The sequence below is a fragment of the Flavobacterium stagni genome (assembly GCF_004122105.1).
GTDB classification, from domain to species: domain Bacteria; phylum Bacteroidota; class Bacteroidia; order Flavobacteriales; family Flavobacteriaceae; genus Flavobacterium; species Flavobacterium stagni.
On the sequence record NZ_SBKN01000001.1, the window covers coordinates 318,217 to 343,831 of the forward strand.

25 protein-coding genes and 1 tRNA gene are annotated in these 25,615 nt (G+C 40.8%); 15 read left to right on the plus strand and 11 right to left on the minus strand.

Annotation, left to right across the window (positions count from 1 at the left end; all coding sequences use genetic code 11):
• The first annotated feature begins 42 nt into the window (after positions 1-42).
• From recJ to EQG61_RS01415, 3 genes are all read left to right on the plus strand, one after another.
• Positions 43-1,743 carry a single-stranded-DNA-specific exonuclease RecJ gene (gene recJ, locus EQG61_RS01405; protein WP_129460086.1) on the plus strand — a complete coding sequence of 567 codons (1,701 nt, stop codon included), beginning with the start codon at positions 43-45 and terminating at the stop codon, positions 1,741-1,743.
• On the plus strand, positions 1,736-2,992 hold the full coding sequence (locus EQG61_RS01410) for an MFS transporter (RefSeq protein WP_129460087.1): 1,257 nt from the start codon (positions 1,736-1,738) through the stop codon (positions 2,990-2,992). The genes recJ and EQG61_RS01410 overlap by 8 nt, the downstream gene beginning before the upstream one ends.
• 160 nt (positions 2,993-3,152) lie before the next feature.
• The gene (locus EQG61_RS01415; RefSeq protein WP_129460088.1) at positions 3,153-4,097 is read left to right on the plus strand and encodes a hypothetical protein; all 945 of its coding nucleotides are present in this window, start codon (positions 3,153-3,155) and stop codon (positions 4,095-4,097) included.
• Here the strand turns inward: EQG61_RS01415 and EQG61_RS01420 are convergent.
• The 4 genes from EQG61_RS01420 to EQG61_RS01430 form a co-directional block, all read right to left on the minus strand.
• Complete coding sequence (locus EQG61_RS01420) at positions 4,092-4,838, minus strand: UDP-2,3-diacylglucosamine diphosphatase (RefSeq protein WP_129460089.1); 747 nt, start codon at positions 4,836-4,838, stop codon at positions 4,092-4,094. The genes EQG61_RS01415 and EQG61_RS01420 overlap by 6 nt on opposite strands.
• A 2-nt stretch (positions 4,839-4,840) precedes the next feature.
• On the minus strand, positions 4,841-5,293 hold the full coding sequence (locus tag EQG61_RS01425; RefSeq protein ID WP_129460090.1) for a 6-pyruvoyl trahydropterin synthase family protein: 453 nt from the start codon (positions 5,291-5,293) through the stop codon (positions 4,841-4,843).
• 29 nt (positions 5,294-5,322) lie between these two features.
• The gene (locus EQG61_RS13735) at positions 5,323-5,496 is read right to left on the minus strand and encodes a hypothetical protein (RefSeq protein WP_164974869.1); all 174 of its coding nucleotides are present in this window, start codon (positions 5,494-5,496) and stop codon (positions 5,323-5,325) included.
• 66 nt (positions 5,497-5,562) lie between these two features.
• Positions 5,563-6,396 (minus strand): Omp28-related outer membrane protein, encoded by an 834-nt coding sequence (locus EQG61_RS01430; protein ID WP_129460091.1) that lies wholly within the window; start codon positions 6,394-6,396, stop codon positions 5,563-5,565.
• 99 nt (positions 6,397-6,495) lie between these two features.
• Here EQG61_RS01430 and EQG61_RS01435 point away from each other — a divergent pair, with 99 nt between their 5' ends.
• The 3 genes from EQG61_RS01435 to EQG61_RS01445 are packed head-to-tail and all read left to right on the plus strand — an operon-like array spanning position 6,496 to position 9,762.
• Positions 6,496-6,972: a TlpA family protein disulfide reductase gene (locus EQG61_RS01435; RefSeq protein ID WP_129460092.1), complete on the plus strand. Its 477-nt coding sequence runs from the start codon at positions 6,496-6,498 to the stop codon at positions 6,970-6,972.
• A 2-nt stretch (positions 6,973-6,974) separates the two neighbouring features.
• Positions 6,975-8,675: a DUF6029 family protein gene (locus EQG61_RS01440; RefSeq protein ID WP_129460093.1), complete on the plus strand. Its 1,701-nt coding sequence runs from the start codon at positions 6,975-6,977 to the stop codon at positions 8,673-8,675.
• Position 8,676: 1 nt separating this feature from the next.
• Positions 8,677-9,762, plus strand: a complete 1,086-nt coding sequence (locus EQG61_RS01445; protein WP_129460094.1) for a hypothetical protein — start codon at positions 8,677-8,679, stop codon at positions 9,760-9,762.
• Between the two features lie 53 nt (positions 9,763-9,815).
• On the opposite strand, the gene EQG61_RS01450 is transcribed toward EQG61_RS01445, so the two are convergent.
• On the minus strand, positions 9,816-10,538 hold the full coding sequence (locus tag EQG61_RS01450; protein ID WP_129460095.1) for a T9SS type A sorting domain-containing protein: 723 nt from the start codon (positions 10,536-10,538) through the stop codon (positions 9,816-9,818).
• A gap of 43 nt (positions 10,539-10,581) precedes the next feature.
• Positions 10,582-12,396: a T9SS type A sorting domain-containing protein gene (locus EQG61_RS01455; protein WP_129460096.1), complete on the minus strand. Its 1,815-nt coding sequence runs from the start codon at positions 12,394-12,396 to the stop codon at positions 10,582-10,584.
• A gap of 182 nt (positions 12,397-12,578) precedes the next feature.
• On the opposite strand from EQG61_RS01455, the gene EQG61_RS01460 reads away from it, so the two are divergent.
• Positions 12,579-12,652: transfer RNA gene (locus EQG61_RS01460), tRNA-Ala, on the plus strand.
• Positions 12,653-12,685: 33 nt separating this feature from the next.
• On the opposite strand, the gene EQG61_RS01465 is transcribed toward EQG61_RS01460, so the two are convergent.
• Positions 12,686-13,264 carry a DUF3109 family protein gene (locus EQG61_RS01465; protein WP_129460097.1) on the minus strand — a complete coding sequence of 193 codons (579 nt, stop codon included), beginning with the start codon at positions 13,262-13,264 and terminating at the stop codon, positions 12,686-12,688.
• Between the two features lie 337 nt (positions 13,265-13,601).
• On the opposite strand from EQG61_RS01465, the gene EQG61_RS01470 reads away from it, so the two are divergent.
• The 3 genes from EQG61_RS01470 to EQG61_RS01480 are packed head-to-tail and all read left to right on the plus strand — an operon-like array spanning position 13,602 to position 15,038.
• The gene (locus EQG61_RS01470) at positions 13,602-14,180 is read left to right on the plus strand and encodes a MarC family protein (protein WP_129460098.1); all 579 of its coding nucleotides are present in this window, start codon (positions 13,602-13,604) and stop codon (positions 14,178-14,180) included.
• A 38-nt stretch (positions 14,181-14,218) separates the two neighbouring features.
• Positions 14,219-14,416, plus strand: coding sequence for a hypothetical protein (locus tag EQG61_RS01475; RefSeq protein WP_129460099.1), 198 nt, complete (start codon positions 14,219-14,221; stop codon positions 14,414-14,416).
• Between the two features lie 4 nt (positions 14,417-14,420).
• Positions 14,421-15,038, plus strand: coding sequence for an FAD-dependent oxidoreductase (locus tag EQG61_RS01480; RefSeq protein WP_129460100.1), 618 nt, complete (start codon positions 14,421-14,423; stop codon positions 15,036-15,038).
• Here EQG61_RS01480 and EQG61_RS01485 read toward each other — a convergent pair whose 3' ends face one another.
• Genes EQG61_RS01485 through EQG61_RS01495 form a run of 3 tightly spaced genes read right to left on the minus strand, consistent with a single transcriptional unit; the run spans position 15,039 to position 17,730 of the window.
• Positions 15,039-16,610 (minus strand): S41 family peptidase, encoded by a 1,572-nt coding sequence (locus EQG61_RS01485; protein ID WP_129460101.1) that lies wholly within the window; start codon positions 16,608-16,610, stop codon positions 15,039-15,041.
• A gap of 53 nt (positions 16,611-16,663) precedes the next feature.
• Positions 16,664-17,092 (minus strand): deoxycytidylate deaminase, encoded by a 429-nt coding sequence (locus EQG61_RS01490; protein ID WP_129460102.1) that lies wholly within the window; start codon positions 17,090-17,092, stop codon positions 16,664-16,666.
• A 44-nt stretch (positions 17,093-17,136) separates the two neighbouring features.
• A complete protein-coding gene (locus EQG61_RS01495) occupies positions 17,137-17,730 on the minus strand; it encodes a HupE/UreJ family protein (RefSeq protein WP_129460103.1) in 594 nt (197 codons plus the stop codon).
• 139 nt (positions 17,731-17,869) lie between these two features.
• On the opposite strand from EQG61_RS01495, the gene EQG61_RS01500 reads away from it, so the two are divergent.
• Entirely contained in the window at positions 17,870-18,301 is a 432-nt protein-coding gene (locus tag EQG61_RS01500; protein WP_129460104.1) for a tellurite resistance TerB family protein, read from the plus strand.
• A gap of 53 nt (positions 18,302-18,354) precedes the next feature.
• Here the strand turns inward: EQG61_RS01500 and fbp are convergent, their stop codons facing one another.
• Positions 18,355-19,362: a class 1 fructose-bisphosphatase gene (gene fbp, locus EQG61_RS01505; protein ID WP_129460105.1), complete on the minus strand. Its 1,008-nt coding sequence runs from the start codon at positions 19,360-19,362 to the stop codon at positions 18,355-18,357.
• Positions 19,363-19,494: 132 nt separating this feature from the next.
• On the opposite strand from fbp, the gene EQG61_RS01510 reads away from it, so the two are divergent.
• From EQG61_RS01510 to EQG61_RS01525, 4 genes are all read left to right on the plus strand, one after another.
• Entirely contained in the window at positions 19,495-20,343 is an 849-nt protein-coding gene (locus EQG61_RS01510; protein WP_129460106.1) for a M48 family metalloprotease, read from the plus strand.
• Positions 20,343-20,813 carry a GNAT family N-acetyltransferase gene (locus tag EQG61_RS01515; protein ID WP_129460107.1) on the plus strand — a complete coding sequence of 157 codons (471 nt, stop codon included), beginning with the start codon at positions 20,343-20,345 and terminating at the stop codon, positions 20,811-20,813. The genes EQG61_RS01510 and EQG61_RS01515 overlap by 1 nt, the downstream gene beginning before the upstream one ends.
• A gap of 70 nt (positions 20,814-20,883) precedes the next feature.
• Complete coding sequence (locus EQG61_RS01520) at positions 20,884-22,137, plus strand: aspartate kinase (protein ID WP_129460108.1); 1,254 nt, start codon at positions 20,884-20,886, stop codon at positions 22,135-22,137.
• A 67-nt stretch (positions 22,138-22,204) separates the two neighbouring features.
• A complete protein-coding gene (locus EQG61_RS01525) occupies positions 22,205-25,606 on the plus strand; it encodes a hypothetical protein (RefSeq protein WP_129460109.1) in 3,402 nt (1,133 codons plus the stop codon).
• Positions 25,607-25,615: the final 9 nt, after the last annotated feature.

A 25,615-nucleotide genomic window follows, 5' to 3' on the forward strand; every position in this document is an offset into this window, starting at 1 on the left:
TGATTATGTTTTTATACGCCAAAATTTTTAAAACCAACACCTATGCGCTGGAACTTTCACTCAAAGCCGAATCCCTCCGCCGTACGCCATTTGATGGACGTACTGCAAGTCGATGAACTCGTAGCCAACTTATTGGTTCAACGCGGCATCACCTCCTACGAAGAAGCTAAAGCTTTTTTTCGTCCAACCTTAAACGACTTACACAATCCGTATCTCATGAAAGATATGGAACAAGCGGTGTTTCGTATCGAACAAGCCATAAACAACCGAGAAAATATCTTGGTGTTTGGCGATTATGATGTTGATGGTACAACAGCCGTTTCTTTGATGGCCTCCTACCTTCGTAGTTTTTATCCCAATGTGGCTACTTATATTCCCGACCGCTATGCCGAAGGCTACGGCGTGTCCTACCAAGGAATCGATTTTGCCGAAGACAACGGGATGACTTTAATCATCGCCTTGGATTGCGGCATTAAATCCATCGATCATGTTAATTACGCCAAAGCCAAAGGCATTGATTTCATTATCTGTGACCACCACCGCCCCGGCGACACCTTGCCCGATGCCGTGGCCGTTTTGGATCCTAAACGAGACGATTGTAGTTATCCCTATGACGAACTCTGTGGATGTGGCGTCGGATTTAAATTGATTCAAGCTTTGTCGGAACGCCGTGGGCAAACCATTTTGGATTTAATACCCTATCTCGATTTGGTCGCCACAGCAATCGCTGCTGATATTGTGCCTATCACGGGTGAAAATCGGGTGTTGGCCAAATTTGGCTTGCAAGTCATCAACGAGAATCCGAGAGCCGGCATCAAAGCCTTGCTCACACAAGTCAAAAAAAGCGAACTCACCATTACCGATGTCGTATTTATCATAGCGCCGCGCATCAACGCCGCGGGTCGTATCCAACATGGAAACGCGGCCGTGAGTTTGTTGACCGAAATGAACTTGGAACAAGCCGTTCAATTTGCCGCCGACATTGAACAACATAACAAAGACCGTCGGGAATTGGACAAAACCATCACCGAAGAAGCGTTACGTCAAATTCAGGATTTGAACGAAACCGAACGTTTTACCACTGTAGTCTATCAAGAAAATTGGCACAAAGGCGTCATCGGAATCGTGGCTTCTCGCCTCACCGAAACCTATTACCGTCCGACTATCGTGTTTACCAAAAGCGGCGATAAACTGGCCGCCTCCGCGCGTTCGGTCAAAGATTTTGATTTGTACGAAGCTTTGGAAGCGTGTAGCGAACACCTTATTCAATTTGGCGGGCATAAGTATGCGGCTGGAATGACCTTATATGAAGAAAACTATCCGGCCTTTAAAGCCGCTTTCGAAGAAGTGGTCAAAAAAACCATTGACCCCAACCTTCTAATTCCTGAAATAGCGGTCGATGCTGAAATACAATTTTCAGAAATCACACCCAAACTGATGCGGTTGTTGAAGCAATTCGAACCTTTTGGTCCTGGAAATATGACGCCCACCTTTTTGGCCCAATCCGTGTATGATACAGGCTATGGAAAACGTATTGGTAGTGACGAAACCCATCTTAAACTCAACCTCAAACAAGGCGTTTCTGAAACCTTGGGCGCTGTAGGATTTGGCTTGGGCGAAAAGTTAAAGTTGACACAAAATCGCCAAAAAATCGATGCTGTCTTCTGTTTGGATGAAAATGAATTCAACGGTTCCGTAACTTTGCAACTCCGATTGAAAGATTTACAACACCATAATGACTAAAAACGATCCCTACGAAGCGTTACGCTTTCGCGAATTTAATTTCTTCCTCCTCATGCGCTTTGCCTTGGTCTTTGCCTGGTCCATGCAATTTGTCATTATCGAATGGGAAGTGTATTCCATGACGAAAGACCCGCTATCGCTGGGAATTATTGGTTTGATGGAAATTATTCCTGCGGTAAGTATGGCTTTATTTGCCGGACATATCGTCGATCAAAGCGAGAAAAAAGGGTTGTTGGCCAAATGTTTGATGGCCTTTTCTACCATTAGTCTCGGTTTATTTTTAGTCACAATCCCCGGAATAACGAAAGGCTATTCTACCCAAACGGTGCTCTATACCATTTACGGCTTGGTGTTCTTGGGCGGCTTGGTTCGGGCCTTCATCACGCCTTCCGTATTTTCACTTTTGGGTCAGTTGATTCCCAAAAAGGTGTACCCTAATGCTTCCACTTGGAGCAGTTCGGTGTGGCAAATCGCTGCGGTTACGGGTCCGGCCCTTTCCGGAATTGCGATTCGGTATTTTGGCGTCCATTTTTCGCTTTGCTTTGTGTTTGGCTGTACGGTTTTGGCCTTACTTTTCCTTACTCAAATTGAAAGAAAACCCATTTTGAACACCAAAATAGGCGAGCCCATCATGCAAAGTTTGAAAGAAGGCGTGCGCTTTGTTTTTCACAATAAAACCATATTAAACGCGATTACGCTGGACATGATTGCCGTACTATTTGGCGGTGCAATCGCATTACTTCCCGTATTTGCCCAAGATATTTTAAAAGTAGGTTCCGAAGGATTTGGTATTTTGCGGGCGGCCCCAGCTGTGGGTTCGTTTCTGACGATGATTCTCGCTGCTTACATTCCCTTAAATAAAAATGCGGGCATGAAATTGTTGGTGGCCATATTTCTGTTTGGCGTGTGTATGATTGTGTTCGGACTCTCCACCTACTTCTGGGTTTCAGTAGCGGCACTGTTTTTAAGTGGCGTATTTGACGGTGTTTCTGTGGTCATCCGCCAAACCATATTACAATTGGAAACGCCTGATCACATGCGCGGAAGGGTGTCTTCGGTGAATTCCATTTTTGTGGGTTCGTCCAACGAACTCGGGGCGTTTGAAAGTGGCTTGACCGCCAAATTAATGGGAACGGTGACGGCTGTGGTTTTTGGCGGCACAATGACTCTATTGACGGTAACCGCAACGGGATTTCTCTCTCCTTCCTTCCGGAAACTGGACATTCATAAAAAAATTGAAGAATTGTAATTATTAGGCAGCACACACTTTGGCTTTCTAATGACTACTGTCCCGCTCTTTGCTATATCCCCGATAAAAATCGGGGGATGCTCCCGAGACTTCGGGACGATCGGGGCTGAATCGACGTACCGTTTTCAAATCATGAAGGTAAAAACCGTATCTTCACTTCATGAAGCCACTATTTTCAACGCTATTTCTCTGCCTACTCCTATCTCTTGCTCCTGTTTCACGGGCACAAAGCCAACACTATTTACTTCTAGATGAAGAAACCAGCGAATTTTTACCTGAAGTGAATTTTCATCTTTTTCACCAAAAAAAGAAAGTCTTTGAAGGCATCTCCCCCGAAAAAGAAGCACTTATGCTACCCCAAATTTCCTTTGACTCCATCGCGTTTTCCAAACTTAATTTCGAAACCAAAGGCGTATCCCGAGATAGCTTGACCGATATTATCTTTCTCAAGAAAAAAATCTACGAATTGGATGAAGTGGTCATTGGAAATCATCCAGAAAAAATAACATTGGGCGAACAAGGCCGTATTTTACCTAATTCAAGAGGAATGTACATCCAAAAACAGCTTATGTTTGGCATCCTTCTTACGAATAATAATGGGTCAGATTTAGCCTTAGAACAAGTGCAATGGTATGTGAAAAAAGTGGTGCATACGACGCGCTATCGGATTTTGTTTTATAAAGTTACCGTAAACAATTCCGTTCCACAACGCACCTTTATCAGTCCATTTCAAGCGATTCCTGTTTATATTTCACCTATTCAAACAGTAGTGCCCAAACAAAAAAACAAAATCATTACACCCATTGATTATGTCATGACAAAAGGCGAAGAAGTGTTGGTTGCTTTTGAATTGGTCGACTATTTGGACGAAAATCAAAAAGTGATTCAACCGCCTGTAGAAGAACAAACTTTGATTAAGTTTCAATGTTCGGAAGAAACAAACTTTTATACCAAATACCGCGATTTAGTGACTCAAAAAGATACGGAAGAATTATACAATGCCAATGTTTGGATCAACTATGATTTTGCCTTTCAATTTTTCAAAAAACCGAGTAAAAGTAGTATCCGAACACCCGCCGTTAACTTGATTGGCCGAAAATTATAATTCGAATTTTTCTAAAGAAAATTGCGTTCCATCAAAAACGCCATAAGTAAAATAGCCCACCCAATCGCCGAGATTGATATAGGTTGATTGCTCATTTAAAGCAATTGTCATCGGCAAGTGGCGGTGACCAAAGACAAAATAATCGAAGTGTTGGGTTTCCAGTTTTCGTTTGCAGTATTGTACGAGCCATTCGTTGTCTTCGCCCAAAAACTTCACATCGGATTCTCCCGATATCAATTTGTTTTTTACAGAAAGATATTGGGCCAATTTCACCCCGACATCGGGATGCAACCAGCGGTACAACCATTTGGAAAAAGGATTCGTGAATACTTTTTTCATGCGCTTGTAGCCTTTATCACCTGGACCTTTGCCGTCGCCGTGACCAATTAAAAACGACTTCCCATGAAAAGTGAATATTTGATTGTCGTGGTAAACGGGAATGTTCAATTCTTTTTCAAAATAATCACCCATCCACAAATCGTGGTTCCCTACAAAAAAGTATATCGGAATACCGCTGTCGCGAATTTCGGCTAACTTTCCGAGAACGCGCACAAAGCCTTTAGGCACTACGGTTTTGTATTCGAACCAAAAATCAAATAAATCGCCGAGTAAAAAAATAGCTTCGGCATCTTGCTTTACCGAATCAAGCCACGCCACAAATCGTTGTTCGCGCGGGAAACTCGCTTCAGGTGTGGGTGCACCCAAATGTTGGTCGGAAGCAAAATAGATTTTCTTGGTCATATTTAGGAATTATCAGAAGCATACCATTCGGCATAAGACGTTTCCGTTTCTTGTAAACGTAAAGAGAATAATTGAATGTTTTCGGGAAGTCGGCTTCGAATTTTAGCTGCAAAATCAATCACCATATTTTCACTGGTGGGTTGGTATTCTACCAAAATCACATGATGCCCACGCGTTTGGAGTTCGGCTGCTAACTCAATATGGGGCGTATTTTTATTAAATACTGTCGCGTGATCAAACACATCGACGATTTCTTCTTTTACGATTTTCTTTAGATCAGAGAAATCGATCACCATCCCGTATTTTACATTGGAAGTATCGGTAATCGGCTTACCAATCACGGTAACGGATAATTTATAGCTATGCCCGTGAACATTTTTACATTTTCCATCATAGCCATATAGGGCATGACCGGTTTCAAAATTGAATTGTTTGGTAATACGAATCGTACTCATAAGGTAAATTTACTCGGCAAAAATACGATTTATTCTAAATCCTTGCGGTTTTTGGAACGGTAATACATCCAATAGGCGGCACCGGCTAATAGGACAAAAGGTAGAATATTACCTATCCATACCCCAATGGCATAACCACTATCGGGTGCGTTTTTCAGTTTTTGATCGATGTTGACCGCTTGAACGAGAGCAAAAAATGTCATGTTATAAAAGTATACTCAAAGGTACAAAAAAGGCCACCCATCGGACAGCCTTTTGTGTTATTTTTCTTAAGGATTTTCTTGGAAACTTTGGTTCTCATTGGCATGAGCGGCCCGTGCATTAATCGCAATATTATCGGACGCTTTGGTCAAGAAAGCCACAAAACTGATGTTGGCAGGATTGGCAATATTAGCTGGCACCGGAACCGAAAAATTACGCGTAACGGTTGCTCCATTCACTGTACCAGTTATTGCTTCACCGGTAATATCGGTTAACGAAGCGCGCAATACGTGATTGTGTTCAAAATTGGGTATCGGATTCACACCACCGTACAAATCACTGTAGTAATTGCGTTGGTTATAATATAATTTGTCTTCTAAAAGGTACACGACCAATTTCAATCCTTCATAATTATCTAAGCATTTTACTTTGACATCCAAATTGATATTCCCGTTGGACACTGTTGAATTCATCGCCAAACCTATAGTGGTATTGTTACCTGTAAGGTCTAAAGCTTGTTGTACATTGGAAGTTTCAGGAAAACTCCATACAATCATACGGTTTAAACGCGACACAGGTAATGCCAACTGAGATGTGGGTAAAATCAAATTTTTCAATGGCGCAATATCCGCATAATGATACGGATCGTTTCCGTTGTGAATGGCAACAGATACCACTTTATCAGAAACCGCTTTAGCTTCTTCAATGGCCCAAGCCACGCGTGTACAGTTTCCACACCATGTTCCCGTGTAATCTTCAATGAGAACATTTTTTTTCAAATATCCCGAAACAGGTGGCGCTGTAGCAGAGCCATCGGGACGGTTTTCTACAATGATGGTATCTTGACAAGAAACCAGCACAATTACAGCAATAAAAAGGGTGCTTAATGCCTTAAAATTCATAGCTAATCAATGCATTAGTTTTATAGTTACAAATAAAAAGAAAAATCCTTTACTATTTATAAGATTATTTATTTATTTGTACGACAATACCAAACAAACATGAAAAAACTAATCGTATTTCTCTTCTTTTTTAGCATTTTATCAAATGCACAAACGGCCCTACCTGAAGTTACCCTTACCAACTTGGAAGGCAAATCCATCGAACTGAAAAAAGAATTTGCTGAAAAAGACAAATTGTATATTTTCTCCTTTTGGGCGACATGGTGTGGCCCATGTATCAACGAGTTGGACGAACTTAACGACGTTGTTGAGGATTGGAAAAAAGAATTAAACCTTCAAGTTATCGCTATTTCAACCGATGATGCGCGTACGCAAAAGCGGGTAAAACCATTAGTCAACGGAAAAGGTTGGGGCTACACGATCTTATTGGACACCAATCAAGACTTAAAACGCGCCCTAACTATTGTCAATATTCCTTATACAATTGTAGTGAAGAATGGACAAATAGTTCATATTCAAAACGGTTATGTCCCCGGAAGTGAAAACGAATTATTAGCGAAATTGAAGCAATTATAATCATGACTAAAAAACACCTTTTAAATACTACGCTAGCGCTTTTTATTTCGGCTACAACATTTGCACAAACGGAAGAAAAACCTAAAGAAAAAGGAACATTAAGTGGCGGAATTGAGTCCAACATTCAATGGTATTTAAACGACAAAGGATTAAAAGACGAATACAACAATCCAACTGTTCATCCTGTAGAACCGTTGCGTTCGAATAGTTACCTCTTTTTAAATTATACCTATAAAAAATGGGTAGCAGGTATTCAAGGTGAAGCCTACGAGCAGAATGCCTTGTTGAACATGAACCCCAAATACAACGGCACCAATTTAGCGACCTACTTTGTTCAATACAAAGGAGAAAAATTGGATGTAACTGCAGGTTATTTTTACGAACAATTCGGGAGCGGATTGCTTTTCAGAAGTTGGGAAGACCGTGCTTTGGGTATCAATAATGCTCTTCGAGGAGGTCGTGTACTATTTAAACCTTCTTCATCTTTTACGTTAAAATTAATTTATGGGAAACAACGTACAGGTTTCGATGTAGCCCATTCGGATATTTTTGGCGGGGATTTTGAATGGGGACTTTCCAAATTGTTTAAATGGGAAACCACGGAGTTCACTTTGGGCGGAAACTATGTGGGACGATATGAAAAAACGGATGTTGTTGACCCAAATTTTGATGCTTTAACCAGCGGATTTTCTGGCAGAATTAATCTTTCCCATAATTCGGTTTATTTCTCAGCTGAATACGATTACAAAACCAAAGATGCCGTAGTACAAGCGCCCGGCCAAATCGATAACCGATTAATTAAACCGGGAAGTGCCCTCTTAGTCAATGCTGGTTTTTCCAAAAAAGGATTTGGAATTGACGGTACGTTTCGCAGGCTGGAAAACATGAGTTTCTTTTCAGAGAGAGCGGCCAAAGGGAATATTTATAATGATCGCATCATGAATTTTATTCCGAGTTTGACGAAACAACACCATTATAATTTAGCAAACATTTACGTTTATCAAGCACAACCTAATGTATTGCTAGCGGGTTCTGACTTCGTGAAAGCGGGAGAAATTGGTGGTCAAATTGATATGTTTTATGACATCAAAAAAGGGACGAAACTGGGCGGTAAATACGGCACAAAAATCGCGGCCAACTTTTCCAATTACAATGCTTTAAGCGGCACTTACTACATCTATAATCCGCAAGATTACAAAACAGATTTCTTTGGGTTTGGCCAACGCATGTTTGCTGATTTCAATGTAGAAATCACAAAAAAATGGAACCCAAAATGGCAAACTATTTTGAGTTATATCAACCAATATTACAATAAGAAATACATTGGTGATGCTGAAGGAGAAGTAAAAACGCACATCATTGGTGCCGATGTCATTTATAAATTTGAAAAAGGGCAATCGTTGCGCTTCATGGGCGAACACATGTGGGCGGATCACGACCGAAAAAATTGGGCAGCAGCTACTTTAGAATTTAATTTCAATTCTAAATTTTCCATGTATGTGTATGATTTGTACAACTATGGCAATGATTTAGACTATTACCGCAATCATTATTATAATATTGGTGGTTCGTTCCGCAAAAAAGCCTCACGCTTGTCTCTCAATTATGGTCGTCAACGCGGTGGTTTGGTTTGTGTTGGAGGTGTTTGTCGATTCGTGCCTGAAAGTTCAGGTCTAACCGTAACCTTTAATACTTCATTCTAAGATGAAATTGGGACGATTGATAAGAATTGGGCTGCTTTTTATTGGAAGCTTATATTTTTATTCTTGTTCCTCCCATGAAGAGAACTATGAAGCCGTTCCCGAATCCCCTGTAGTTTGTGACCTGACGCAAGTGCCGTATGCCAAACTATCGGATTATCATTTTTTTGAAGGGGAATTGAAGAATCTTCAACCCGTTTATGGTGTATTGCCGTATAAACCCGCTAGCGAACTTTTCACAGATTATGCTTTGAAAAAACGCTTTGTTTGGATGCCTAAAAACACCAAAGCTACTTATGTGAGTGATGCCGATATCTTGGAATTACCTGTAGGGAGTGTATTGATTAAGGTGTTTTATTACGATACTGTTTTACCGAATTTAACCACACAAATCATCGAAACCCGATTGATGATTCGCAAGGCTGACGGATGGATTTTTGCTGAATACATTTGGAATCCTGATCAATCCGATGCTTTCTTAGAAACGGTCAGCACCACCCGAAGTTTGAGTATCCAACAAGGGAATGAAGTATTAAATTTTACCTACCGCACACCCAATACCACTATGGAATGCAATCGCTGTCATGGCAATATTGTTACGTTGAAAAAAAATCCGATTGGTATCAAACCCCAAAATCTTAATTGGAATTATTCCTACGGTACTGAAACAACCAATCAACTGAGCAAATGGACTAGTTACGGTTACTTAGAAAACAACCTCCCTAATTCCATTTCTTCAATAATTAATTATAATGACACGTCACAGAATTTAGACCTCAGAATTCGTTCGTATTTTGATGCAAATTGCGCTCATTGCCATAAAGACGGCGGAGAAGCACAAGTACATCCCCTGCGGATGGAATTTAAAGACACGACCGATCCAGAAAATATGGGCGTGGGTGTCGCAGCACTTCATCAATTACCGGGATACAATGGTCGAATTGTTCAGCCAAATAATATAGGGCAATCGATACTTCATTATCGTGTCAATACCACAACCGATTTGTTTTACATCATGCCAGCTTTGGGCCGATCGGTAAAACACAAAGAAGGCGTTCAATTGGTTGAAGATTGGATCAATTCTTTTTAAATAAAAAAAGCCTGTTCGTGAAAACAGGCTTTTTTTATGGTTTGAACTTACAATTATCCTTTAATAACTTTCTTAGAAGATGTATTGCCGTAAGCATCCGTAAACTGTAAAATGTATACACCTGCATTCCACGAAGCAGTGTCTACTATTTGAATACCATAAGGTAAATTTTGTTGTGCAATTAATTTTCCATTGAAATCAAAAACTTGTAAAGTAGACGCTTTTAATACATCTAAAGTTAATTCATTCGAAATGGTAGTCGCTTTAATTAACACGCCAGTTTCTTGCAATTGTTGAATATCTGCTGTCGATAATCCTGGGTCATAGCGATACGTAACATCTACTGTATTTCCTGTTGGATTACCCGCTTGGAAAAAACGAAATGCATAATCTTTAGGATAGGGAGCAACTCCTGCAACTGTATTTAAAAAATGGCCATCATTGCCACTTTGTCCTCCTGCTGGAATGGTTAAATACGGTAAATTTACAGGGTAATTATTCCCTTCTTCGACATCCGAAAGACATTCATTGGCAAAACATAATTCGAAACCAATTCCATCTGAATTGGTTAATGTCATACAGTTTATGCGAACATTTACAGGCGAAGACGATAAATTTTTAACGTAAAAATCCAACTCCGCTTGTGGATAATCAATAGTGTTAAATGCTAATACCTGACCGTTAGCAATGGGTGTATTGTTATGTCTTGTTACTGCAATTTGAGCTTGTGACAAACCAGCAACTAAAAACAAACCGAAAAATAGAACTTTTTTCATGTTTTGGGGATATAAAGGGGGAATCACTTCCCCCGTTATTTAATTAATTTAAAACAATTTTTTGAGACTGTGTAGCACCTGATGTGTTGGTCATTTTAGCTACATATACTCCTTTTTGCAACGATGTTAAATTCATAGAAGCACCGTTTTCAAGACCTGCCGATTTGAAAACCACTTTTCCAGTCATATCAGTAATTTCAACTGAAACTGCTTCTTCTGAAGCAATTTGAACAATACCGTTTGATGGATTTGGATATAATGTAGCAAATGCATTCGATTGGAATTGGTTATTTGCTAAAGCATCTGTAGCGTACGCTGCTTGCATAATTGCCTTAGTTGCTGTATTTTGAACGAAAACAACAACATCAATATCAGATAATTCCTCGATATTCAAACCAACCAAACTTTCTTGTAATGAGAATGTATTCGGAGTATTATAGGTAAAATTCACTGAAGACCCAGAAGCATCAGGTAACATTTTCATCATTACATTTTTAAAGGAAGTTTCGCCATTGGTTGCAACATTTCCTGTAGTAATTCGCTCCACAACTACGGCATGTACTGTGTACGTCCCCGTTAAATAAGGAGTTGTTGTAATATTTACAGTTAAATCTGTTCCATTTAACAAACGCGTAGCATTGATGGCAAAATAAGCAGGTTCAGCCATCTCAGCATTCAAAGCTGATTGCAATTGAGCCGTACTGAAATTCGTTCCTTCTTTTGAATCCACATACAATGTAGGCGCACCAGTTACTCCATAATAAGCAACGCGTTCACCTACTTCTGAAGTATAATAGGGATCACCTGAACCTGGCCAGTTTACTTGATAGCAAATCAATGCTAAGTTATCGTGGTTGGTTCCAGTCGTGTAGAAAGGACTAAAATAATTGGTGTTGAATGAGTAACATGGTCCACAAGTCGAACTCGAAAATTTTTCATATAAAGGTAAGCGAGTTGTGCTTCCACTTGCTACAGCTACTGATTTTGTTACTAAATCGTTTGTCGCATCTCCATCAACTGCTTGACCATTTACATTCGCAACCCAAACTTTTAAGGAGTAAGTTCCTGGAGTTGCATTCCATTGATCATTGTGTGTATAATTATACGTTTGTCCTGCTGTAATGTTCAATCCAGATAACGATTGTGAATAGATTGTTCCATTGTCAACTTGCCACTTGATATCCATAGTTGTGATTGGCGAAGTTCCCATATTTTTAATAGTTCCACTGATTACTTTTGAACCTGCAGCAACTATAGCATTCATGTTTACAGTTGTAGTTTCTGCGTCTACAGCTTGAATTTGTTCAACCGTAATTTCATCAATAAATATATTATTTCCGTATTGAGAAGTTCCTAATATATTAATATACCCAGTACCTGAAAGATTACCTGGAATATCAAATGAATAAGCATACCACCCATCAGCAGCAACAACAGGAGCTAACTGCACTGAACGGTTAACAGTCCCTAATAATGTTCCCCCAGCAGCCGCTGTTGTATTGTAATAAACTTTAATATTATCAGCATCTGTTGGATACCCTGAATCACGGAACATTTTCAATTTTACGCGGTAAGTTGCCCCTGCAAAAGTAATGGCTGGCGATGTTAATCGGCCTGTTCCATTAGCAGGAATATTATACGAATTGAAACGCGCCATACCGGCACCTGCAAATGGGGAACAAACAGGAGCACCTCCAGTTGTTCGTCTTGCCCAAGCATTGATAGTTGTTCCAGCATCACTGGTTGTTGTCGTAGAAGTCCACCCCAATGCCGCATCGAAATTTTGAGAAGCAACAATTTGTGCCTGACTCAAGAATGACACCAAAAGGAATGCAAAAAGTAAAGTAGTTTTTTTCATTTTTGGTAAAGGTTAATCGTTTGTAAGTTTGTATTTCTTAAAAAAGTTGCACAATTTTAAGAAAATAAAACAGATAATCGACTATCAATCAACGCTTTTTTTAAATTATAATTGTTAAAATTTGCTCTAGCAACAATTTGTTTGGCAGTCTATGTGAAATGTTTATATTTGTACACCAACATGGGGATGTAGCTCAGTTGGCTAGAGCGCTACGCTGGCAGCGTAGAGGTCGTGGGTTCGAGCCCCATCTTCTCCACAAAAAAACCGAAACATTATTGTTTCGGTTTTTTTATTTTTTGCGCTCTTCGGCCAATTCACCGGCGACCTTTTCCAATTCAGCGTACCAATTTTCACCAAAGCGACGAATCAATGCTTCTTTCACAAATTTATACACTGGCACTTGGAGTTCTTTTCCCAGCGTACATGCATCGTCACAAATGTCCCAACGATCGTAGTTTACCGCTGCAAATTCGGAGAAATCTTTAATTCGGATGGGATATAAATGACAAGAAACGGGTTTTTTCCAATCGACTATTCCTTCGTTATAAGCTTGTTCAATGGCGCACAAAGCAGTATCGCCGTCAAAAATAACATAGGCACAATCTTTATTATCGATTAATGGCGTTTCTAAATCCTGTTCCGTTCCCACGACCCATGTTCCTAAACGCTCAATAGCTTCAATGCCTTCGGGACGCAAATAGGGTTTTACTTTGGGATAAATAGCTTGAAGAATTTCTGTTTCCTCTTGGGACAATGGCGCACCGGCATCACCGTCTACACAGCAAGCACCTTTACAGGCGGTAAGGTTGCACACAAAATCTTTTTCGAGTATATCTTCCGATACGATGGTTTTTCCCAGTTGAAACATAGTATTTTCTTTGCCACAAAGATATTACTTTCTTCGAACAGAACCACTGATCACTACATACTGATGACTGAATACTGATGACTGAATACTGATCCGTGCCCACTGATGACTACACCCGCGCTAAGGATAGGAGTGGAAAGCCCGGATGCGGAGGAACGGAGCAACGGACTTGCAACGGATAGCCTGACCCCGACCGATAAAAACAAGCTTGTAAAGCGTAGTTTTTACGGGTCGGGGGAGCGCCCAAATTATTCAAAATCAGATTTTTAAAATTTAACTTCAATTTAAAATTGGCATCCTTTTTTTAAGCGTACTTTTGCAAAAAATTTGAAAAACAATGTTAGGATTGGACTTTAAAGAGATTGTGACCATCGGGATGGTGCTTTTTGCGGTGATTGATATAGTGGGAACGATTCCGATTATTGTGGATTTACGTCAAAAATTTGGGCATATTGAATCGGAGAAAGCCTCTTTGGCGGCGGGAATTATCATGATTACGTTTTTATTTGCAGGGGAAGAATTCCTGAAACTCATTGGCACCGATGTGCATTCGTTTGCGGTTGCGGGTTCGTTTGTGTTGTTCTTTTTGGCCTTGGAAATGATATTGGGCATCCGAATTTATAAGGAAGAAGCCAATACTTCTGCGTCGATTGTGCCTTTAGCGTTTCCGTTGATTGCGGGTGCTGGGACCATGACAACCTTACTTTCGTTGCGATCGCAGTACGCTTCCATAAATATTGTGATTGCTATCATTTTGAACATTATTTTGGTCTATGTGGTTTTAAAATCATCGGCAAAAATCGAGAAACTTTTGGGTAAAAACGGCTTGGGTGTGATTCGTAAAACCTTTGGTGTCGTGCTTTTGGCGATTGCTGTTAAATTATTTGCATCGAATGTTAAAGCACTCTTTGTGTAGACGAGAAATTTTTAACTTTACACCCTTAAATTTTCATCATGAAACTTTTCACCACGATATTAATTTTTATTGCCATTGCCTTAATTGTTGTCAACGTAATTCAATTGGATTTTGAACATCCGTTTGAAGGAAATAGCTTGGTAGCGTTGATTGGCATAGTAGCTTCATTTTGTGCGGTTTTCATTCTTTTGATTTTCAAAATGTCGAAGAAAATCGAAGAAAAAATGAAAAACTAATTCCATGTTTGATGTCTTAATCATTGGCGGAGGCGTATCGGGAATTTCCTGTGCCTTGGTGTTGGGTTCGGCGGGAACCAAACCCTTTGCTGCCACCAAAAAAATTGGCGTGTTTACCCATCAAAAAGCCTCGTCACTTCAAGATGCGGTTTTTAATAATGCCTACGGAATTCCTGCTGGAAAATTGGGTTCTGAATTATTAACCGAGAGTACGTCGCAACTCGCAGCCCTTTATCCGCAGGTAATTCAACTACCAGATATCAAAATTCTTCGCATCGAAGGCGAATACCCCCACTTTACGTTGTTCGCTAACGACGGAACGACTTATGAAGCCCAAAATGTAGTGATTGCTATTGGTGCTGGAAATCCGTTTACCATTGCCGGTTTGGAAGAATATGTCATGCCGCATCAAAAAGCGAATCCGGCAAAAAACCGTTTGCAATTGCGGAATTCCGATCACTTGGTAAAACCTGGGATTTATGTAAGTGGAACTTTAGCGGGCTGGCGCAGTCAGTTGCCTATTGCCGCAGGGAGTGGTGCTTCAGTAGCTACCGATATTCTTACCGCATGGAACGGTGGCGAACCCGTGCAAATTCACGACAGCACACGCGTAAAACCCTAGTTACTTTTTCAAAACTTTTTGGATCATGGGATCCTCTTTCAGCAACAAGCGGTAATAGTCGGCATCCCCGAACAACTGTCGGGCGAACTCGGCTTGAACATACCGATTAACAAGTGCTTTACTGTTTTCTAATTTTAACGGCACACCGCTTTCTTCCAAGTATTTTTCAAATTTTGACGCATAAGAAGCATCTTTTTGAATGGCTGCTAAAAATTGGTCGAACGAAAGATTCGCATAAAGTTTTCGGTTCTGGTCCAATTGTTCGAACACAAAATGACCAACGACACCCGTCTTTAAAATGTATTCCAAGCTTTCTTCGCCGTGAGCCGACTCTAAAGGCACGAATATATCCGGAACGATGCCGCCTCCACCGTACACAATGCGTCCTTTTTTGGTTTTGAATTTTAAGGAATCAGAAATTTTAATTTTATCTTTTTCATACAATTCCCCCGACTCAAAACGGTCTTCAAATTCTTTGTAGTACGCCGCCGCATCGCCTTTTCGGTAGGGTTTTTGAATCGAACGACCGCTGGGTGTATAATAGCGAGCAATGGTTAAACGCACCGCTGAACCGTCATCAAAATTCATTTCCCGTTGTACCAATCCTTTTCCGAAAGAACGGCGTCCAACCACAAGGCCGCGATCGTTATCTTGAATAGCGCCTGCCAAAATCTCACTGGCTGAAGCTGAATTTTCATCGATTAACAAGGTTACTTTACCGCGTTCGAACAATCCCTCCTCAGTCGCGTAGGTTTTTTCGATAGCGCCTTTTTTATTTTTTGTAAAAACAATAAGTTCGTTTTCTTTCAAAAGTTCGTCAGCAATTGCCACCGCCGACTCCATGACACCTCCCCCATTTTCACGAAGATCAATCACCAAAGACTGCATGCCTTGTCCTTTTAATTTTTGCAAAGCAGTATGGAATTCACGCCCTGTGGTTTCCGAAAAACGTTCAATTTTAATATAACCCGTAGTGGCATTTAACAGCGTTGCTACATCGACGCTTTTCAGCGGAATCACATCGCGTACCACTGTGGTTTTGAATGTTTTTTTGGTGGATTTACGGTAAATAGTGAGCACCACCTCCGAATTGGGTTCGCCCCGTAATTTGTTATACAGTTCTTCCGATTTTAATTTTTTGCCAAATAATTTGGTTTTGTCTGCAAAGAGAATGCGGTCGCCCTCTCGAATTCCTGCTTTGGCTGCGGGTCCGCCCTCAATAGGTTTGATCACAGCGATAGTATCATTGTAGGTGTAAAAATTAATGCCGACTCCTACAAAATCACCTTTCATATTATCGGCCAACAAGGCTTGTTCTTTGGGTGTGACATATACCGAGTGCGGATCCAAACTCGCCAAAATATTGGTCACGGTCAAATCCACAATAGAATCGGTTTTCACCTCATCCACATATTCATTATCAATAAAATTCAGTAAGCGATTGAGTTTTGCGCGGTAATCGTTTTTAGCATAGGTGCGCTCAACCGGATAATTGATCCAGCCCCCTATGACGATTCCTAGTGCAACACAGGAAAAAAATAAAAACGGGATGTAGATCTTATTGATTTTCATACCCAATGTGTGTGTTTAGTTTTTTTACTAACGGACAAAATCCGCTCTTTATTTTATTCCAGCTCTTCAATTTGTAAGACTTCGATGCCGGCTTTCTCCAAAAAATCAAGTCCCGAAGTATCGCGGTAACCGTTTTGATAAACCACACGTTTAATCCCCGATTGATGGATCAACTTGCTACATTCACGACAAGGTGAAAGGGTAATATATAAAGTCGCGTTTTCACACGATTGGGTAGACCGCGCCACTTTGGAGATGGCATTGGCTTCGGCATGCAAGACATACCATTTGGTCAAACCTTCTTCGTCTTCGCAATTGTTTTCAAAACCAGAAGGTGTTCCGTTGTAGCCATCAGAAATAATCATCCGATCACGAACAATGATGGCACCAACTTGTTTTCGATGGCAATACGACAATTTACTCCATTCAGAGGCGATGCGTAAATAAGCTTTATCGTATTTGTTTAATTTCTCTTTTTTCATAGTAATGTGTCGCTCAAATGTAGGGAATTTTAAACGATTCTATGCTATTTTTCCCAAATCGGATTTTGCAACAATAAAGGCACCACAACACCCAAGACAAATGCAGAAAAAATCAGCACAAAATCGCGTTGGTTGAATCGGAATAAGGTTTTGAAAATAAATCCGATTAACAATACTAACAACACAATACAAATTTGCGCGCCTTCAATTCCGAGTGCGAATTCCAGCATGGGAAGCATTTTATCAGAAGCTTCTCCAGGCAATAAATGGTTGAAATAATTGGAAAATCCTAAGCCATGGATGAGTCCGAAAAACAACGTAACCGCTCCTACAAAGGTGATTGAATCTTGTTTCCCCGGTTTTCCGGCCCGAATAATATTGAATAAAGCTGCCATGCAAATGGTAATCGGAATTAGAAATTCGATAATCGATGGTTTCACGGTAATGATTTCCAAAACAGCTAAAAATAACGAAAGCGTATGTCCAAGGGTGAAAAGAGAAACGAGCAAAAGTAAACGCTTCCAATCTTTTGCCGCATAAGGCACTGTTAATGCCATTAAAAACAAAAGATGGTCATAGCCATTGAGGTTCAACACATGTTCGAAACCAATTTTTAAATAGATCCAAAAATCTGTCATACGGCTTGATTTTGGGGTTAAGCAGGGTAAACTTACAATTTATTTGAATAAAATTTGGGACCAAAGCTTAAATTCTGGTTAAGAATGAACGATTGCATCAAATTTCTCGTTAATTTTAAAGAACTAAAAACAATATATTATGTCAATAGCTGATTTATTTGATAGCGAATTCAAAGACCGAAACAGAGGTCATTTTTCGGCTATCGTACGTGTAGCCCTCGCGGATGGTGATTTAACTCCAGAAGAGAAAAATTTCTTAGACAAACTCGCTGTTCGTTTAGAAATTTCAGAGGATGAATATGCCGAAATCTTGGAAAATCCATTAAAGTACCCTATTAATCCTCCGTATTCGTATGCGTTGCGATTGGAACGTTTATATGACCTGTCGCGTATGGTTTACGCCGACCACGTATTAGGGCCAAAACAAAAAGAAATTTTAACCCGTTTTGCGCTCGCCTTAGGATTTACACCAGGTAACGTGCAGTACATTGTCGATAAAGCTTTATCCCTTTTGGTCATGAATGTTGACCTCGACACTTTTGTCTACGAAATGCGTCACATGTATAAATAAAATAAAAAGTCCCGAGTAATTCGGGACTTTTTTGTTCAAGTTAGTTTTAACTATTATTGGGCATTGCGCATAAACTCTTCTGCTTTGGTGACCATATTTTCGCTACCGCAGAAAAATGGCACGCGTTGATGTAATTCTGTGGGTTGAATTTCCATAATTCTTTGGTATCCATTTGAGGCTTTTCCTCCTGCTTGTTCAGCGATAAAGGCCATCGGATTGCATTCGTACAATAAACGCAATTTACCCTTGGGCGCTTTGGAGCTTGTGGGATAAATATAAATTCCACCTTTAATCATGTTTCGGTGCATATCGGAAACCAAACTTCCAATATAACGCGATGTATACGGACGATCGCCTTCTTCCAACTGGCAATACTTGATATAATCTTTCACGCCTTGAGGGAAATGGACATAATTTCCTTCGTTGATGGAATAAATCGTACCGTCTTTGGGATATTGCATGTTGGGATGCGACAAATAAAACGTACCGATCGCTGGATTAAGTGTAAATCCGTTCACTCCAAACCCCGTAGTGTATACCAACATCGTCGAAGTTCCGTAAATCACATAGCCCGCTGCCACTTGATTAATTCCGGGTTGTAAAAAATCTTCTAAGGTTACCGGCGTACCTACTGGAGTCACCCGACGGAAAACAGAGAAAATCGTTCCCACCGAAACATTCACATCAATATTCGACGAACCATCCAACGGGTCCATCAACACCACATATTTATTGTTATGACTGTTGTCGCTTCCCGCAACGGTGATAAAATCATCATTTTCTTCGGAAGCAATCCCACACACAATTTCGCGATTAATTAAGGTTTGAATAAAAACATCATTGGCATAGACATCCAATTTTTGTTGGTCTTCACCTTGTACATTTTGTTCTCCAGCAGCTCCTACAATGTCAACCAATCCGGCTTTATTCACTTTGTAGTTGACCACTTTCGCCGCCAAGCGAATGGAGTTGATAATTCGGGACAATTCGCCCGATGAATATTGAAAATCGGCTTGTTTTTCAATGATAAATTCCCCTAAGGTTTTGTTGCGTTCTTCCATTTACGAAATCGTTGTAGTAGTCGTGCAAATATCTAATTTTTTCGGAATTAATTCGACATCACACACGAAAATAATTCTACCCTTCGTTTACAGAACAAGATGTATCTTTGTCCAACATAAAATCACATAACCATGAATGTAAAAAATAGTCTACTCACCCTAATTCTGGTTGCAGGAACTCAATTCGTTGCTGCTCAGATTAATTTGGGCGAAAAAGCATTAGGCGCCTTACAAAAAGGGATGGCCGGATTCACTTTTTCCAACGAACAAGCCGCCGCTTTGGCCAAAGAAGGCGTTCGAAAATTGGATTCCGCCAGTGTCATTGCAGGTCCGAAAGACGGATATACCCTACGTTTAAATCGTATTTTTGGAAAACATGCCGCAGAAAACGGATTGCAATTGAATTACAAAGTATACTTAACCAAAGAAGTAAATGCTTTTGCCTGTGCCGATGGTAGTGTGCGCGTGTATTCGGGATTGATGGATATTATGGACGACAACCAACTCTTGGCGGTAATCGGTCACGAAATTGGTCACGTGGTCAATGAAGATTCCAAAGACGCTATGCGTGCTGCCTTGAAAAAAAGTGCGTTAATGGATGCTTTGTCTTCTCAATCGGATAAAATTGGAAAAGTTACTGATGGCGAAGCGGGGCAAATTGCCAGTGCTGTCATTGACAGTAAATACAGCCGCACCCAAGAATCGGAAGCAGACACCTTCGCCTACGATTTTATGAAAAAACACGGCTATGATGTGAATGCTGTCGAATCGGCTTTTTTAATATTGGCTAAATTGAGTGAAGGCGCGCAAACCGATTTTATTTCCAGAATCTTGAGTTCGCACCCCGACCCGAAAGACCGTGCTCAACAAGCCCATGAACGTGCCGTTGCCGATAAATTGTATAAAGCCTATGTGCAAAAACCCATCAGCAATAAAGTGCCCACACCTCCTAAAAAGAAACCGGCCAAAAAGAAAAAATAATGCAAATTCGCAAAGCAAAACCAGAAGATATGAAGCAAGTTCTCGAGCGTATTCGGGAACTTGCTGTTTTTGAAAAAGAACCCGATGCCGTAGTCATCACCGAAGAAGATCTTATCCGTGATGGGTTTTCTGAGCATCCGCTATTTTATTGTTTCGTGGCCGAAGAAGCAAACGAACTCCTCGGCATCGCCCTCTACTATTACCGTTATTCCACTTGGAAAGGCAAAACAATTCACTTGGAAGATTTGATTGTAAAGGAAGACCAACGGGGCAAAGGGATTGGGTTCGAACTCTACAAAGCCATTATTCAAAAAGGAAAAGAAGAAGGAGTACGTCGCATTGAATGGGCTGTATTGGAATGGAATACGCCCGCCATTGCCTTCTATGAAAAAACGGGTGCCAAAGTCTTTTCCGATTGGCGCGTAGCCCAAATGGACGAAAACGGTATCGCTAATTTTTACAAAAAGTAAAACGCTAAAAAAAAGGAATTTCTTAGCTTTGAGTCCGCGATAAAAATCCTAATCAATTCAAAAGGAAACCATGAAAGTATTCAAATTTGGTGGGGCTTCTGTAAAAGATGCTGACGGTATAAAAAATGTATTGCACGTATTAGAAACGGTAGGACATGAAGAAGTATTAATCATTATTTCTGCGATGGGAAAAACCACCAACGCCTTGGAAATTGTAATTAAAAACTATTTTGAAAAATCAAGTGCCTTTCACGCCTCTTTGCAAGACGTTCGCAAATACCATAACCAAATCTTATTGGACCTTTTTGAAGATGAAAACCACGATGTGTTTTATGCGGTGAACAGTCATTTCGCCGATTTGGAATACTTTTTACGCAGTAACAAATCACCCAATTACAACTTTGTGTACGACCAAGTGGTGAGTTATGGAGAAATTGTATCAACTACAATTGTCAGCCATTATTTCAATGAAAAAGGATTGAAAAACAATTGGATTGACGTGCGCAATTTGATCAAAACCGATGCAACTTACCGCGACGCTTTGGTGGATTGGGACCAAACCCAAAAATTGATTACTAAAAACGTCAAGAAAAAAGCCTTAAACATTACCCAAGGATTTTTAGGCTCCGATGAAAACAACTTCACCACTACCTTAGGTCGCGAAGGCTCCGATTACACGGCGGCTATTTTCGCCTATTGTTTGGGTGCCGAAAGTGTAACCATTTGGAAAGATGTTCCCGGGGTATTGAATGCGGACCCACGGTATTTCGACAATGCGGTTTTGCTGAACCAAATTTCGTATCGTGAAGCCATCGAATTGGCGTTTTATGGCGCTTCGGTGATTCACCCTAAAACATTACAACCGCTGCAACGCAAAGAAATTCCGTTGTATGTAAAATCGTTTGTGAACCCGCTATTACCCGGCACAAGCGTTTCAAAGGGAGCCGACCTCGAACCCAAAACGTCCTGTTTTATCGTGAAGAAAAATCAGTTGTTGATTTCCTTATCAGCCATTGATTTCTCATTCATTATGGAGGAAAACATCAGCGAAATCTTTGCTTTATTCCACCAACATAAAATTAAAGTGAGTTTGATTCAAAACACCGCCATCAGTTTTACCGTTTGTGTGGAAGATAAATTTGGTCATTTTGACAAATTGAAAGCGGTTCTTTCAAAAAAATTCAAAGTAGCTTACAATGAAAATGTCTCCCTCTACACCATTCGTCACTTCTCCAAAGAAGCGGCTGAAATGGTTGAAAAAGGGAAAACAGTGTTGGTGCGCCAAACTTCTCGCGAAACCTTACAATTGGTAACCAAAGAATAATTCGATTTTTAGCATTCCAAAATCCCTGAGGAAATACTACTTTTGACTTTTAGGAGTTATAAAGGGTATGCAGAATTGGTGGTTTTGGGGATTGATCTTAGGCTGTTTTTGTACGCTTTCGGCACAAACCGATTCGCCGTACAAAAGCAAAAAAATCGCCTTCTCCAAAGATACCATTGCCCTTCACGGCACAAGCATTCAAAAGGAATTTTTCAAAATTACCGACGCCAAAGGCCAAGAACTGGACACCGCTTTTTATCGGGTGGATTATGCCAAAGCCAAACTGCTGTTCAAAAACAATTATTCAGCTACCGATTCCCTCACGGTGCGCTACCTGCAATTCCCTGAATTTCTTACTAAATCCTATACCATCTACGATCCCAAACGTGTCGTTCCCAATGAGGCGGGGGTTTTAGTAACCGTAAAAAAGGACGAACGCACGCGATTTAAACCCTTTGACGGACTCACGACTTCGGGAAGTATTAGCCGTGGAGTGACGATTGGCAACAACCAAAACACTACAGTCAATTCCAATTTGGACCTTCAAATTGTAGGTAAACTTTCCAACAAAGTCAGTTTGCGAGCCTCCATCCAAGACAGTAATATTCCGCTGCAAGATGGCGGTTACTCGCAAAAACTAGACGAATTTGACCAGATATTTGTCGAACTCTTTTCCGACCGCTGGAGTATTCGCGCTGGGGATTTGTTCTTGGAAAACCGGCATTCCAAATTTTTAAATTTTAATAAAAAAGTCCAAGGCATCAACACCCGTTTTACTTTTGGAACCCCCGAAAACAAAACCGATGTTTTTGCTGCAGCTGCCGTGGTGCGCGGGCAATACGCACGTAGTACATTCACCGGGCAAGAAGGCAATCAAGGGCCGTATAAATTACGCGGCAATAATGGTGAATTGTATGTGCTTGTCATTTCAGGCTCTGAGCGGGTTTATGTCAATGGGGTTTTAAAAACGCGCGGTGAAAACAACGATTATGTGATTGATTACAACGCGGGAGAAATTCGGTTTACCTCGCTTTTTCCCATCACTTCTGAAATGCGTATCGTGGTGGAATACCAATATTCGGAGCGAAGTTATACCCGATTTGTCACTTACGGCGGCGCGAATCACCAAAGTGAAAAATGGAATATTGCCGGTTATGTTTATTCCGAAAATGATGTCAAAAACCAACCGTTACAACAGAGTCTGACCCAAGAACAAGTAGCAGTTTTACAAAATGCGGGGGACAACACCAACCTGATGAGCGCGCCTTCCGCTTATATAGACAGTTATTCGGAGAATAAAATTTTATATAAAAAGGTAATAATCGGCGCCGTTGAAGTGTTCGAATATTCCAACAACCCTACCGATGTTTTGTACAACGTCAGTTTTACTTTAGTGGGCGCCAATCAAGGGAATTATACCTTAGCCAACAACAGTGCAGTAGGTAAAATCTACCAATATGTAGCCCCCATTGCAGGCGTTCCACAAGGGAATTACGAACCCATCACCCGATTGATTGCGCCCATCAAACTTCAAATTGCGACGCTTCTTGGCGGATTTCATCCCAGTGAGAAAACCAATCTCGACTTTGAAGTGGGCATCAGCAACAACGATTTGAATTTATTTTCTAAGGTCGACGACGGGAACAATCAAGGTATTGCGGCCAAATTCAATGGCAAACAACGTGTTTTTTCGGGAAAAACCAACTTGAATTCGTTTGCATCGTTCCAACTCATTCAACAAAATTTCAGAACGGTCGAACGATTATTTACCATCGAATTTAACCGCGATTGGAATTTGAACACCGCGATTACGGGCAATCAAAGTTTACTGACTGCCGGTATGGAATGGGATTTAAAACAAAAAGGGACCGCTTTGTACCAATTTGAGCGGTTGGATTTGGGCGAACTTTTTACGGGCAACCGACATGTGTTGCGGGGGATTTACACCGATGGCAAATGGCAAATTCAACAAAATGCGAGTTCGCTCCATAGTTCGGGCACCATCTCGGAAAGTCGTTTTACCCGAAACCGCACCCGGGTGAAGTACCATTTTGGGAAAAATTGGGTAGGCGGCACCTATAATTTAGAAGACAATACCGAAAAAAATACGAGTACCAAGGTGTTGAGTGCGTTGAGTCAGCGCTACCGCGAAATGGGAATTTTTACTGGTCGCGGCGATTCTACAAAAGTTTTTGTCGAAGTCGGTTGGCTCCACCGCAAAAACGACAGTTTGCAAAACGGATTCCTGCAACGGGTAAATACGTCCAACCGCTGGTATGTGAATTCGCGATTAATCCAAACTGAAAAAGCGAATTTATCGGCGTTTATCAATTACCGCCGACTGACCTATGTTGACAACACCCGCCCTGACGAACCTTCTCTCAACTCCCGAATAGTCTACACCGACCGGTATTGGGGGCAATTGGTGCAAGTTTCAACGGCGGTAGAAACCGCTTCAGGGACCATCGCACAACAGGAATTTACCTATTTGGAAGTCAACCCCGGTCAAGGCGTTTATATGTGGAACGATTACAACGGGAACGGCATTCAGGAGTTGCAAGAATTTGAAGTAGCGCCGTTTCCTGATTTGGCAAAATACGTTCGGGTCTATTTGCCCAATCAAATTTTTGTCAAAACCCATCAAAATAAATTTGCGCAATCGTTAGCCTTGAATCCAGGAGTGTGGCTGAATGAAAAAGGATGGAAGAAATTCTTGTCCCATTTTTACAACCAAACCGCGTTGACGATTGATCAAAAAACCAAACGCGTGGGTGATCAATTTCATTTAAATCCCTTTGATGCGGGTAATGCCGAATTGTTGGGATTGAACGAATCGTTTCGCAACAGTTTGTTTTTCAACCGTGGACGGCAATTTCATTCCGTTACCTATACCTTTTTAAATACTAAAATTCGAACCCTTTTATCCATTGGATCACAAGAAAACCGTTTGCAATCGCACCAAATTCAGTATGCCCATTTGTGGAAAAAAGCTTGGTTGGTGAATGTAGAATCGGCGGTGGGGAAAAATTTAGGATTATCGGATAATTATGCCTCCCGCAATTATACGCTGGAAACGTTTCAAGTCCAACCCAAACTTTCCTATTTATTTTCTGCGAACAAAAGTTTGAGTGTTTTCTATGAAATCAAAAGCAAAATCAACACGATTAACGATCAAGAGTCGCTCACCCAGAGTCGGATGGGCATTGCAGTCAATTATATAGGAGAAAAAAAATTCACATTGACAGGCGAATATTCCTTTTACCGCAATGACTTTAAGGGCAATGCGCAATCGCCGGTAGCTTTTCAAATGTTGGAAGGCTTGCAACCGGGGAAAAATTCGACCTGGCGCGTTTTGCTTCAGAAAAATTTGACCCAATATTTGGACCTCAACATCAATTACCAGGGACGACAATCGGAGACTTCAAAAACGATCCATACGGGAAGTGTGCAATTGCGCGCCTTTTTTTAATCCAAATCC